Origin of the sequence: Sphaerothrix gracilis Ecp01 (assembly GCF_030405905.1) — a bacterium.
In the GTDB taxonomy this organism is placed as follows: Bacteria; Cyanobacteriota; Cyanobacteriia; order Phormidesmidales; family Phormidesmidaceae; genus Sphaerothrix; species Sphaerothrix gracilis.
In genome coordinates, this window is sequence record NZ_JASATW010000009.1 from 25,022 (window position 1) to 39,068 (window position 14,047).

Here is a 14,047-nt window from a genome sequence, read left to right on the forward strand (position 1 = left end):
GATGGGTTTTAACCCGGGCGAGGACTTCTTCATACTGCAGCGGTTTAGTAATGAAATCTACCGCTCCCAAAGCAAATCCCTGCACCTTGTCCGAGGTATCCGTGAGGGCGCTGAGAAAGATGACTGGAATAGCGGCGGTGGCCTCGTTCTGCTTCAGCCGGCGGCAGGTTTCAAAGCCATCGATGCCTGGCATGAGGATATCTAACAGAATCAAATCCGGCTTGGCATAGTTAGCTTTGGCGATCGCGCTTTCTCCCTCTTCGGCAAACAGCACTTTAAATCCGGCGTTGCTCAAAAAGTCGAACAGCACGTCTAAGTTCGTTGGCGTATCATCTACCACCAAAATGGTTCCGGCTGGGGCTGTATCCTGGCTCATGGCTGTGCCCGGTAGCGTTTGATCAACTCAATCACCTGTTTTCCCTTATAGCTGCTGGCCAACTGCCGCAACGGCTCGGTAAAGGCAGCCCACTGCGGCTCTACTTGTTCTAAGCGATGGGTATGGGCGATGACAACCTTTAAATCACCCATCAGGGCCAGATCGAGCAGGGTATCCAGCTCCGCTGCCGGTGGGATGGCGGCCACCGGCAGCGGGGGCAGCGGTAAAGAAGGACTAAGAGCGGGAGCGAGAACGGCTGGGCGATCGCCCTGGTTGCTGCTATCCGGGGGAATAGATTTCGCGCTGGTAAGAACCTCCTGCTGGGAGACGGGCAGTTCTAGATCTAGCCAGAAGCAGCTCCCTTGGCCGAGCTGACTTGCAACCTGAATATCGCTGCCCATAAGCTGCACCAGTTGGCGGCTAATTGCCAATCCCAGCCCCGTTCCCTCAGTCCGGTGTTCAAGCGCATCAGCGCAGTGAAACGGCTGAAAAATCTGGGCTAGCTGCTCTGGCGCAATGCCGATGCCCGTGTCTTTGACTTGAAAGCGAATGAAGTCAGCTCTCGTTTTAGCCTGTCGCTGTGCTGGCTGATTGGCTCCGTCTGCCCAGTCATGCACATACCCGACTTTCAGCGTGACGCTGCCAGTCTCAGTGAACTTGATAGCATTCCCCAGTAAGTTCAACAGTACCTGCTGCAGCCGCTTTTCATCGGCGTAGACCGACTGAGGTAGGGATGAAACGGTTTCGTAGTGTAAGGCAATCTGCTTCTGGCTGGCGCGAATACGACAGATTGACAGGACGTTTTCTAGCAAACGGGGCAGATGAAACAGATGCGGATGCAGCTCCATCTTCCGCGCTTCAATCTTGGAGAGATCGAGCACGTCATTGATCAGAGTTAGCAGGTACTCGCCGCAGCGATGAATAACTTCTAGCCCTTTTTGCTGCTTTTCAGTCAGCGTCTGCTCCTTTTTCAGCACCTGGCTGTAGCCCAAAATGCCGTTGAGCGGCGTCCGCAGCTCATGGCTCATATTGGCTAGGAACTCACTCTTCGCCCGATTGGCGACTGTGGCGGCCTCTTCTGCCCGCTGTCGCTCTCGAATTTCTTGCTGCAGGTGAACATTTTTCTCCTCTAGCTCTAGGGTCCGGGCCGTCACCTTGACCTCTAGGGTCCGGTTGGCTTCTGCCAGATCGGCATAGAGCCGGGCATTTTCAATCGAGATGGCGGCTTGGGCGGCTAGTAGCTGCAAAACTTCCAGCCGCTCTGAGGTAAAGGCTGCTGTAGTTAAGTTGTTCTCTAGGTAAAGAATCCCCGTTAGCTTTCCCTGGTGCAGGATGGGGGCGCACAGCACAGACTGGGGCTGCTGCGCTCTGACGTAGGGATCGCTGACAAATAGCTCTGCTTCACTGGCGTTGCTGAGTACCAGAGCTGCCTGGGTTCTGGCCACATAGTTGATGATTGACCAGGGTAAGGCGGCGGGAACGGCTTCCTCCTGCCTCATTCCTGTCGCTGCCGGAACGCCCTGCTGCACAGAAATCTCATCGGCCCGGACGGTACCAGCGGCTTTGATCAAGAGCTGCCCGGCAGTTTCTAGCAGCAGCCAGCCCTGCTCGGCCCCGGCATTTTCCAGCACAATCTGCATTAGCTTGGTGAGCAAATCGCTCAAAACGATTTCACCCGACATGGCCTGTGAGGCTTTAGTGACGGTGGCTAAATCAAAACCTTTGAGGCCGCTGGTTGATATGGCGCTAGGCGTGAGCGAAGTATCGGCTGCGATCGCTGCTCGCCTATCGGTTTGGGCCTGTAGGTTGGGATATTTGGCTTCTAATGCCTGGGCTTTGGCGATCGCGCCCCACCGCAGATAGCCGTAGTAAGCTTCCGTTAGGTAAACCTGAGCTACTCTGTCTCGCCCGTAAGCCAAATAAAACTCGGCAGCTCGCTCGTTGGCTAGGGCCTCCTCCTGCAGATAGCCCTGCTCTTTGGCCCCGGCGATCGCCTGGTCATAGTGGGCCATCGCCTGCCAGGGCTGGTTCAGCAGGCGGGCTTGCTCGGCTTCTACCAGCTCCAGCTTGTGCCGAAAATTCATCGGTGCCTGAGCGGCCCACAGCCGCAGCGTGAGCAAATTCTGCTCGACTTTGCTTAGGCATGAGTCTGTGGCGATCGCGCCTGCTGCTGCTGCCGCCAGATGGGCCAGCGAGTCGTAAAAATAGAAGACGGGCACCACCAAAAAAGCCTTGACACCGTCGAGATGCTGTTCGGCCAGGGCCGCCTGCTGCAGCGCCTGGGAAGACTGACCAAACAGGTAGCTGAGGATCAGCTTGTTGAGATAGAGATAGTGCAGACCTGTGCGATCGTTGCCCGCTTCCAGCAGCGGCAACGCCTGCTGCTCCTGATAGGCACTGCCCGCTAAACAGCAGGGATCGCTCGGGGAGTCGAGCAGATTCAGCACCGCCTGCTGCACGATTTGATTCCAGCCCAGGGCATTATCCTGCTTGAGCTGCGCTAGAGTTGCGCTGATAGCGGCCATCTCAGAGGCTAGCTGAGGCAGTTCCTGCCCCATTAGATAAGCATGGTGGCAGCGCTGGATAGCGGCATAGCCGCCGTATTCAAACTGTCCTGTTTCTAGACCGCTTTGGTAGCTGTCCCATAGCAGGGGCAGGGTTTCTTTGACGTGAATTTTGCCATGTAGGGTGCAGGCTCCGGCCACAAAGCTGACGCTGGTTTTGAGATCCACGGCGTTGAACCGTTCTACCACCTCTAGGGCCAAATTGCCGAACTGATAGGCGGATTCAATATCCTGCAGAATGCCGTTAAGAATCACCCCGTAGCAGACATAGCTGTAGGCGGCAAAGGGTGAATTGCCATAGCGAATGGTTAGATTAACCTGTTCGCAAATGACCAGGGGAAACAGGTTTGGTGCCGCCTGATAACACGGCGACCCCAGACTGGTGAGCATCCGAATTGCAGCGAGCTTCTCAGCGTCAGTCACGGGGGGGAGCTGCAGCAGGTCTTGGGGGCGCTGGCTCGCTAAACAGGCAGCCGTTTGCGCCAGCGATCGCTGAATATCTTCCAGACTGGGGGACTGGGGCAAGCTGACCCCCAACCGTGCCAGCGCCTGCAGCCCAATCTCAACTGCTTCTAGCTGCTTCACCTGAGCCATACTGGCCTGAATTTTCACCTCGTACACCTTCATGGTGTCAAGGGGCGATCGCGCCTGCTGCAAAACCACGTCAGCCCAGACCTCCATCTGCTCAAAATTGCCGTTGAGGTAGGCCGTCTCAATGGCTGAGTTATGCAAGGTCAGGGTCAGCTCGTACTGCTGCTGCCAGCTAGTTGGGGGCAGCAGGCTAAGTCCCACTTGCAGATAGCGCCGGGCAGAGTCGTAGGCGGCAGCGGCTTTGGCTTTCTGACCGGCAATCTGATTGAGGGCGGCTAGCTGATAGGCTTCAGCCTCAGAGGTCAGCAGCTCTATGCCGTAGTTGAGCTGATTCACAATGGCAAAGATGTGCTCGTCTCGCTCCGCCGCAGGAATATTCTGCAATAGCAGTCTGCCAACTTTGAGATGTGTTTCCTGCCGCTGGGACGGCAAGATTAAAGAATAGGCTGCCTGCTGCACGCGGTCATGCAGAAACTTATAAACAATGGGCACATCGGCGCTCAACGAAGTGAGCTGAACCGAACTTTCAGCCGGGTGGGAGGCCGCTCCCAAGGCTAGCGGAATCTTATAGGACTGGCTGAGGGGAACGACAAATTCGGCCTGCAAAGCCTCCCACAGATGGATGGCCGTTTCTGCCTGAGAAGCCTGATTGACAATGGCTAGGGTGTCGAGGGCAAACTTGTCACCGATACAGGCGGCCAGCTTGAGCACCTGCTGGGTGGGCAAAGACAGCTTTTGGATCTGACTCACCATCAGTTCAACTACATTTTCGGTAATCTCAATGCTCTGCAAAGCGGCCATATCCCACTGCCAGCGACCCTGATCAAAGTCAAACCAGAGCTGCTGGCTTTGGTGCATCGATTTCAGCAGCTGGGTGAGGAAAAACGGATTACCCTGAGTTTTCTTGAAGACTAACTGGGCCAGGGGGTGGGCTGCCGCTGCGCTAGCATGGAGGGTATCCGCCACGAGCTGCTGGATATGATTGAGTGCTAAAGGTCGCAGCACAATCTCGCGGACGGTGGCGTCTGTCCCTTGAAGCTGCTCCAGGGTGTGCTTCAGTGGATGGGTGAGGCTGACTTCATTGTCGCGGTAGGCCCCTACCAGTAGCAAATAAGGGTTTTCCGGATTTGTCACCAGCAGCTCAATCAGCTTCAGCGAGGGCAAATCGGCCCACTGTAGGTCGTCTAGAAAAATCACTAGCGGCTGTTCCGGCTGGCTGAACACCCGCATAAACTGTTGAAAAACGCGATTAAACCGATTCTGCAATTCGGCAGCTCCCAGCGGGGGAACTGCCGGCTGCGGCCCGATGATTTGCTCCACCGCCGGAATCACATCAATGATGATCTGACCGTTGGTGCCTAACGCCTGCAGGAGCTTACTCTGCCAGGCGGCAATCTGGTCACTGCTCTCCGTCAGTAGCTGGCGCATCAAATCCTGAAAAGCCTGGGTCAGGGAAGCATAGGGCACATTGCGCTTGAACTGATCAAACTTGCCGGCGATGAAGTATCCCCGCTGCCGGGAAATGGGTTTGTGAACCTCGTTCACCAGGGAAGTCTTGCCGATACCGGAATATCCGCTTACCAGTACCAGTTCGGTCGCCCCGGCACTGACCTGCTCAAAAGCCGTAAACAGGGTTGTCACTTCATCTTGCCGGCCATAGAGCGTCTGGGGGATGAGAAACTGGCTGTAGCAGTCTAGCTGACCAATGGCAAAAGGAGCGATCGCCCCGGACTGGCTCAGCCTTTTCTGACAGGTGACTAAGTCGGCCTTTAGGCCCAATGCACTCTGGTAGCGTTCTTCCGCCGTCTTGGCTAAGAGCTTCATCACTAAATTGCCCAGGACCGGTGGCACAGCGGGATTGAGCTGATGGGGCGAAGGCGGCGTTTTGGCGATGTGGCAGTGTACCCACTCTAGGGGGTCACTGGCCTGGAAAGGTAGCTGCCCGGTCAGCATTTCGTAGCAGGTGACGCCCAGAGCGTAAAAATCGCTGCGGTAGTCGATTGTCCGGTTCATGCGTCCGGTTTGCTCTGGTGATAGGTAAGGCAGCGTCCCTTCCAGCAGGCTGGGATTGCCTGCGGTGGGCTTTTCCTGCGACAGGCGCGACGCAATACTGAAGTCAATCAGCTTGATCTGCCCGGTTTGAGGCTGAATTAGGATATTGCAGGGATTAATGTCTTTGTGAACAATCTGGCTGTGGTGGAGATCAGCCAAGATGGCGGCTAGCTGGGTGGCGATGTTGAGAAACTCACTCACGGTCAGGGGCGCTGGCTGCAAAAACTGCTTGAGCGTAATGCCGCCATAATCTTCTAGCACCAGGGCCAAACCGTTTTGATAGCTTTCTAAGGCCAGGGCTTGAACAATGCCCGGACACTCCAGACTGTTGAGAATGCTGAATTCATGTCTGAGCTGAGCGATCTCGGCGAGAGAGGGATAGTCAGCCCTCAGCACCTTGATCATGACAGGGCGCTGGTCGGACTGCCTGACGCCCGCATAAACCTGAGTGCGATCGCTCTGATGAACTATTTTTTGTAGCGCACAGCCAGCTATTTCTAAGTTCATAGCTGCCGTAGAGTCCCACATCGCAATTAGCCGTTGTTATCTGTTCATTATCGACTGGCTGCCAAAGTAATCAAACAACTTTAGCAAAAGATTAGCTTTTCACAGCAGATCGGCCTGCCGCCTTAGAACTGGGATTTGTAACCCATCTGGGCTGGCTTTTCTTTCATTTTGAGGATGTTTAAACGCTGGCTTTGGAGCAGGATCAAGGCAGGCTGGTTCAGCGCCTCTATTTACAGCGCTTTGCTTAAGTTTGTCGCATTGATTTCATCGCAGCTCATGACTCCTCCCGATAACAGCTCACCTGTTCCCACGCCAATTAGACCCTTCCAGCCTGATGCCAGCGCCCCACCTGTGGAGGCTAGAGTCACTGCCGATGGCTTAGAAACCGCCCCGTCTCCTCAGCCGGAGACGGCTGAGGTGGCCTCAGAGGCAGAGGCTGCAGAGAAATCAGCATCCGAGCGCAAATCAGGTCTGCAGCAATACTGGTGGCTGATTCCGGTGCTGGGATTGGTGATTGCGGCGGGAGGCGTCACGTTTGTGCGTCTGCGCGGTGATGAACCCGCAGCGGTGACGGAAACGACACCGCTCTCAGTGCGAGCGATCGCCGCTCAGCGAGAGCCAATCCGCGCCTGGGTGTCTAGCGAGGGCAATGTGCGGGCGGTTGAGTACCAGCACCTCACCTTTGAAACGGAGGGGGACGTTACCTACCTGGCTGATGCCGCAGGCCGCAGGCTGCGGGAGGGCGATCGCGTTAGGGCGGGAGAGCTGCTAGCCCGCATAGATGACCGCGCCCTGGTGGCGGATGTGCGGCAGGCTGAAGCCGCCGTCTCGGAAGCGCGGCAGCAGCAGGCGGCGGCGGCGGCGGAAGTGGCGCGATCGCAAGCCCAGGTAGCTCAGGCTCGCAGCCAGGTGCAGGAAGCTCAGGCCCAGTTGCAAACCGCTCAGTCGGCCCGTGATTTAGCGGCCACCAACGTCAATCGCTACCGCACCTTAGCGAATCAGGGAGCTGTTTCTGAGCTGGAGTTTGATCAGCGGCAAAATACCCTACAGGATGCGCGATCGCAGGTGACTTCAGCCCAGGCCAGAGTTGAATCGGCCCGGCAGCAGGTGGCCTCAGCCCAAGCCCAAGTCAGGGCTGCTCAGCAGCAGCTCGAAGCCCGCCAGTCCGCCATCACTACGGCCCAGGCCCGGCTGTCCCAGGCAGAAGTTGCCCTAGAAGGGGCCAGCATCTATGCCCCCTTTGACGGCATCATTGCCTATCTCAACATCTCAGAGGGGGAATACTTTACTCCCCAAATCGTTTCATCTCAGCTTGGCGGCGACTATCAGGGCATTTTAGAGCGAATTCCGATGGTGATTATTGACCCGGCCCAGTACGAAGTGCTGGTTGATTTGGCGGGACCGACGGGGGAACAGGTAGAGGCAGGGCAGTCGGCCTTTATTGCCTCAGAAACCAGCGTTAGCAGCGCCGATCAGGGTGATACCTACCGGGAAACCCTAGTCGCCAACGCCCGCGCTCAGGGCGAAGTTTTTTCGGTTAATCCCGCCATTAGTCCGGGTGGGCGAGCGATTGAAGCGCGGGTGCGGCTGTATCCCTCTACCACGGAGACGCTGCGACACGGCGAGCAGGTTTTGACCTGGATAGCTGTGGCTGCCGAAACGAACGCGGTGGTAGTTCCCCTCAATGCCGTTGTGCGCCGCGATCAGGTGCCCTATGTGTTTGTGGTCGATCCGGAGCAGGGCACCGTGGAACAGCGCCCGGTGGAACTGGGAATTACCGGCATTACAGAGCAGGCGATCGCCAGCGGTGTGACAGCCGGTGAGCTGGTGGTGACTGAGGGGCAAAACCGTCTAGTCGATGGCGCGGCAGTCCAGGTTGTCAGTGAGAAGGGAGCGTCATCATGAGTTCAGTGCAGCAAGACCGCCGCCCCCAGCCCCCCGATCAGTCTCGCAACGGCGATCGCCCCTCGGCTCCTCAGCCAGCAAAAGCGCCTAGGTTAGCCCGGTTCTTTTTCCTGGAAACCATTTTTGCCATTCTTTTGAGCATTTTGATGGTGGTGGGCGGCGTCCTGGGCTATCTCTCCATGACCAAGCAGTCCAACCCCGATATTGACATTGCCGTTGCCACCATCACCACCACCTGGGGCGGCGCTGATCCACAAACAATCGAGCAGCAGGTCACCAGCGAAATTGAAACCGAAATTACCACCGTTGAAAACGTCAGCGAAATTCAGAGTGCTTCGTACACCGGCTTTTCGATTATCAATGTGGAATTTACCTCCGAGGCCGATCCCGATCAGGCGGTGCAGGCGCTGCGGCAAGCCGTCTCTCAGGCTGAATCAGAGCTGCCAGAAGATGCTGACCAGCCAGTGGTGGAGCAGGTTTCAGTCAACGACGCGCCTATTTTGACCCTGGCACTATTTGGCGATATCGATCCCACGGTTATTTCCCAGGCGGCAGAGGGCATTCAAGATCGCCTAGAGCAGGTTGCCGGAGTGAGTGAAGTCAATCTGGGCGGTGCCCGCCAGGAAGTGGTCAGCGTCCAGATGAATCCGTTTCGCCTCGCGGCCCTCGGCATTTCACCCACCACCGTTGCCAGTGAGATCCGCACTGCTAACCGCGATGTTCCCCTAGCTGAAATTGAGAGTGACGTCATTGGCTCTCAGGTGCGTTTCTACGGGCGCTTCCGCACCCTGGAAGACCTGAGGCAGCTACCCATTGCTCGCCTAGAGGGGCGCGTGGTGCGCTTAGAAGAACTGGCGACGGTGCAGCGACAGCTAGAGTCAGAAGAGACTCGCGCTTTTATCAGCACTCAGGGAGAACCCTATCAGCCAGTGGTCAGCGTCGGTATTAAAAAGGTGCCGGGGCAAGATTCGATTGAAGTGATCGATCGCGTCCTGACCACGATGGCGCAAATTCAGCAAACTCCCAACGACTGGCCCAGCGGCCTGGAGTACAGCATCATTGCCAATGAGGCTGACATTATCTGGGAGCAGCTAGGCAATTTGTTTGTCAATGCGCTGCAGGCAATGGCGGCGGTATTCGTGATCTTGTTTATCGCCCTGTCCTGGCGAGAAGCGCTAATTGCCGGACTCTCTATTCCTCTAACCTTTTTGGGCGCAATGGCAGTGCTGTGGCTGACGGGGCAAACCCTCAACAACATGGTGCTGATCGGCATGGTGCTGGCCTTAGGCATCCTGGTGGACGTGTTTATCTTGATGATGGAGGGGATGCATGAGTTTATCTTTGTCCAGGGTCTGTCCTTTAACCAGGCCGCGCTGAAGACGGTCAGCACTTATGCGCCTCCAGCCTTTGCCGGACAGCTCACCACCATTTTGGCCCTGATGCCGCTGCTGGCTATTAGCGGTACTCTGGGCAAGTTTATTCAGCTCTTGCCCTACACGGCGATTATTTGTTTGGTGCTGAGCTTTGCGATCGCCATTCTGATTGATATTCCCCTCTCTCGCTATCTGCTAGCCCAGGTTAAAGGGACTGAAAAAACATCTCGCATCGATCGCCTCAGCGAAGTCGCCTCTCAGCGCTGGCAGCATTGGAGCCTTAAGCACACTGTCCGCACCAAACAGACTGCTTGGGCCTGGGTATTGGGCACCCTGGCTCTATTTGTTTGCGTCATGGCCTCCTTCAGCCAAATCCCGGTTGAATTTTTTCCTCAAGGGGATCAGCGCAATTTCAGCGTCAATATAGAGCTGCCGCCCACCACTACCCTGAACGTCTCGCAGCAGGTAGCTGATGACTTAGGCGAAATTCTGCAAGCAAAAGACTATCTCGACAGCGTTATTAAATACGTTGGACAGCGCAGTAACTTAGTCGCCTCCGGGGAGCTACAGCCCAGCGAGGGCAGCTATCTGGTCGGATTTTCGGCTACTTTTTTACCCGAAGACGAGCGCGATCAGCTCTCATTTGAGTATCTCGATGATTTGAGAGATGAGCTGGAAGCCGCCGTCAACCAGTATCCTGGAGCTACCCTAATACTCAATGCTCAGCAGGCAGCTCAAAGCGGCGATCCGATTCAGGTGGAGCTAACCGGCAGCAATCTGAGCCAACTGCGACAAATCTCCCAGGAAGTACAAAATGCCTTGCGCCAGATTCCGGGGGCTACGGATGTGCGAGACAGCTTAGGAGCGCTGCAGGAAGATCTGCGGCTGATTCCTAAACGGGAGGAACTGTCGTTCTACAACCTCAGTGCCGATGAGCTCTCGGCTCAGGCCCAGTACTATACGCGGGCGATTGATGTGGGAGACTATGCCCTGGGCGGCGACCAAGAAGACCTAGAAATTCGCCTCAGTACGGCATGGCCTTCTCGCAATGGCCGCGTCGGTGGCCCGACGCGCCGCGATGAGCTGCTCGCTGCCCGCTTCTTTACCAACAACCCTGATGAAGCGGTCGTTTCTGCCGGAGCCGTAGTCGATGCCGTCCAGGCAGAAGCTCCCCTATCTATTGCCCGTCGGGGGGGAGCGCGAACGGCCACGGTGCTTGCTAAAAATACTAACCGCACAGTGGGGGAAATTTTGGCAGACCTAGAACCCCGATTAGAAGAGATGCAGCCGTCTTGGCCCCAGGGGTATGACTACAGCTTCGGCGGTGAAACTGAAGATCAGGCAGAGACTTTTGGCTCGGCGGGTCAGGCGCTGGGGCTAGCTGTCTTTCTAGTGTTTGCCGTGCTGGTGCTGCAGCTGGGTTCTTTTCGCCAGCCGTTCATTATTTTGCTAGCCATTCCCTTTGCCCTGATCGGTACCGTAGGCGGCTTTTTCCTAGTGGGCATCCCATTTTCCTTCTCGGCCTTCATCGGTATTATCGCTCTGGTGGGGATTGTGGTGAATGATGCCATCGTCATGGTCGATACGATGAATAGCTATCAGCAAGCGGGAATGAAGGTGAAACAGGCGGCGGCGCGGGGCGTGAGCGATCGCCTGCGCCCGGTTCTGACCACCAGCATCACCACTATTATCGGCCTAATTCCCCTGGCCCTGAGCGACCCTACCTGGATGCCTTTGTGCAGCGCTATTATCTTCGGCCTGGTAGCGGCAACGCTGATTGCCCTAATTGTCGTGCCGTGCCTCTACCTGCTGCTCACCCCCAAAACCGCATCGCAGTCTTCTTGAAGGCCCGTAGAGCATTTTGCGGTCTGGGGTTTAACCCCCTTCTTGTCGCTACTGCAGGGGCTTTTGCCACCGCAGCAGCAAGGCCAGCAGAATGACGGGCAGCCCTGCCCCCAGGCAGAGGAGTCCCTGCGTCCAGCTGAGGGCGACGGTACTAAACAGGCGATTAAAAATGCCCAACTGGCTAAACAGCACCTGCAACCCTACCACACAGCCAATGCCGATGGCAGGAGCATAGGCCAGGGGGTCGGGCTTACCCTGCATTTTGCTCCAGAGAGACGGCATGAACCGACTGATACACAAGAGATAGAAAATCTCGGCAGACACCAGGGTCTGTACCGCCATCGTCCGGGCTAGGGCCGTGTCCGCCGTGCGCCCCATCATCCACTCAAACATGCCAAAGGTAATGGCCCAGTTGAATAGGGAAATAATGCCGATGCGCCAGAGAATATCGCCCGTCAGGAGGGGCTGATTCGGCGGACGGGGCGGCTTTTGCATGATGCCCTGAGGTCTAGGCTCAAAGGCAAGGGGAATGGACAGGGAACTGGAGCTGACCATATTCACCCAGAGAATTTGGAGCGGCAGGATGGGCAAGGCTGTGCCCAGCAGCACGCTGGCAAGGATGGTCAGCAGCTCGCCGCCGTTGACGGGCAGGACAAAGGCGATCGCTTTTTTCAGGTTCAAATAAACGGTGCGTCCCTCTTCCACCGCCGCTTCGATGGATGCAAAGTTATCGTCGGTGAGAATGATATCTGAGGCTTCTTTCGCCACTTCGGTCCCCATCTCGCCCATAGCGATACCAATATCCGCCTGTTTCAGGGCAGGGGCATCGTTGACGCCATCCCCAGTCATCGCGACTACGTGGCCTTTGGCTTGGAGGGCTTCAATCAGCCGCAGCTTTTGTTCAGGAGCGACGCGGGCAAAGACGACGGTGTCTTCTACCGCATTTTTGATAGCTTCTTTGCCCCTGTCGTGCAGGTCTTTGCCAGAGAGGGCGGTAACCTGCTCTGACCGACTGAGGTGCATCATCTGGGCGATCGCTCTGGCCGTCACGGCATGATCTCCCGTCACCATCTTTACCTGAATGCCGGCTTCCTGACAGGCCGCCACCGCTCGCATCGCTTCCTGGCGGGGCGGGTCAATCATCCCCAACAAACCCAAAAAAGTCAGACCTGATGCCGTATCCTGCCGCTCTAGGGTATCGGTGTCTGTCAACTTCTGAGCGAAGGCCAGCACCCGCAGGCCCTTTGCCGCAAAAGATTCTGCAATCTGTTCGATTTCCGCCTGATTCAGATTGGTGGTTTTCCCTTGGGCGTTTTGAGTTTTGTCACATCGGCTCAAAATCGCTTCGGCTGAGCCTTTAACGTAAATAACGCGCCCTTGTTCTCTCCCCTCGTTGAGCGTTGCCATATACTGATGCTCCGACTCAAAAGGAATCACATCCCGCCGGGGGTGGGCTGGCTCTAGCTCGTCACGCCGCAGGCCAGCTTTGTGACCCACCACCATCAGGGATCCCTCAGTGGGGTCGCCGTCGATGGTAGGCTGTCCCGCTTCTTCCGTCAGGGCAGAGTCGTTGCACAGCACCCCGCATTGCAGGCAGTCTCGCAGGGTGGGGGCTTGATCTAGTTTCACCGGCTGCTCATCCTGCAAAATGTCGCCTTCAGTGCTGTAGCCACTGCCGCTGACGCGATAGAACTGCTCCCCGGCATAGATCTGTTCCACCGTCATCTGGTTTTCGGTGAGAGTGCCCGTTTTGTCAGAGCAAATCACCGTGGCGCTGCCCAGGGTTTCCACCGCTGGTAGTTTACGAATGATGGCATGGCGATCGGCCATGCGGGAGACACCAATGGCTAAAATAATCGTCACCAGGGGCGGCAACTCTTCTGGAATGCCGCTCACCGCTAGGGCTACCGCCGTTTGAAACATCTCAATCCAGGATTCGCCGCGTCCTAAACCGATGGCAAACGTCAAGGCTGCTAGCCCCAGAATAACGTAGAGCAGCCGCCAGCTAAACCGCTCAATCTTACGGGTCAGTGGGGTAGTGAGGTTAGTCCTTTGCTGCACCATTTCAGAGATCTGACCAGTTTCGGTCGCTTCCCCAATGGCAATCACTAGGCCGCGTCCTTGCCCAGAAGTCACAATCGTACCCGCAAAAGCCAGATTGGTGCGATCGGCCAGTTGGGTATCCGCGTCAAGGGGGTCAATGTGCTTGTCTACGGGCACCGACTCACCTGTCAAAGCGGATTCATCAATATGCAGATTTTTGGCTGTAATCAGGCGCAGGTCAGCCGGCACTTTGTCCCCCGCCTCTAGGCGTACCAGATCCCCTGGCACTAGCTGATCGGCTGGCAGTTGCTGCGGTTTGCCCCCCCGGATCGCGGTCGCTTCCGTCACAATAGACTCGGCTAGGGCTTTGATAGCCTGCTCAGCCTTGGCTTCCTGGATATAGCCCACAACCGCGTTAATCAGCACCACCGCAAAGATGACCCCAGCATCGAGCCAGTCCTGCAGCAGCAGGGTAATCCCCCCGGCGACCAGCAAAATGTATAGCAACGGCTGATTGAACTGCTGCAAAAACCGCAGCCACGGGCCGGGGCCCGTTTCAGGCGTGAGCCGGTTGGGGCCAAATGTCTGCTGGCGCTGGCTGATCTCATCTGTCTCTAAACCAGTATCCGGGTCGCTATGCAACTGGGCTGCTGTCTCCTGCACTGACAGGGGGTGCCACTGTTGCTTTAGAACCTCAGGGGAGAGGGATGCTGCCATAAAGACCTCGTATGCTCAAGCCATGACGGGATAAGACCTCTCCTTCGGAGTAGTCGCGACCCACCAAAATCATG

4 protein-coding genes and 1 pseudogene are annotated in these 14,047 nt (G+C 56.6%); 2 read left to right on the forward strand and 3 right to left on the reverse strand.

What is annotated here, in order from left to right; all coding sequences use genetic code 11:
* Positions 1-22 precede the first annotated feature (22 nt).
* Both QJQ48_RS28380 and QJQ48_RS11495 read right to left on the reverse strand, forming a co-directional pair.
* Positions 23-376 (reverse strand): annotated as a pseudogene (locus QJQ48_RS28380) (response regulator); the annotation flags it as partial.
* Positions 373-6,090, reverse strand: coding sequence for an AAA family ATPase (locus QJQ48_RS11495; protein WP_346291377.1), 5,718 nt, complete (start codon positions 6,088-6,090; stop codon positions 373-375). The pseudogene QJQ48_RS28380 and the gene QJQ48_RS11495, both read right to left, overlap by 4 nt.
* 276 nt (positions 6,091-6,366) lie before the next feature.
* Between QJQ48_RS11495 and QJQ48_RS11500 the strand changes: the two genes are divergently transcribed.
* Together QJQ48_RS11500 and QJQ48_RS11505 are read left to right on the forward strand one after the other, a co-directional pair.
* A complete protein-coding gene (locus tag QJQ48_RS11500) occupies positions 6,367-7,995 on the forward strand; it encodes an efflux RND transporter periplasmic adaptor subunit (RefSeq protein WP_346291378.1) in 1,629 nt (542 codons plus the stop codon).
* The gene (locus tag QJQ48_RS11505; protein ID WP_346291379.1) at positions 7,992-11,213 is read left to right on the forward strand and encodes an efflux RND transporter permease subunit; all 3,222 of its coding nucleotides are present in this window, start codon (positions 7,992-7,994) and stop codon (positions 11,211-11,213) included. Before QJQ48_RS11500 ends, QJQ48_RS11505 begins: the two co-directional genes overlap by 4 nt.
* 48 nt (positions 11,214-11,261) lie before the next feature.
* Here QJQ48_RS11505 and QJQ48_RS11510 read toward each other — a convergent pair whose 3' ends face one another.
* Complete coding sequence (locus tag QJQ48_RS11510) at positions 11,262-13,973, reverse strand: cation-translocating P-type ATPase (protein ID WP_346291380.1); 2,712 nt, start codon at positions 13,971-13,973, stop codon at positions 11,262-11,264.
* Positions 13,974-14,047: the final 74 nt, after the last annotated feature.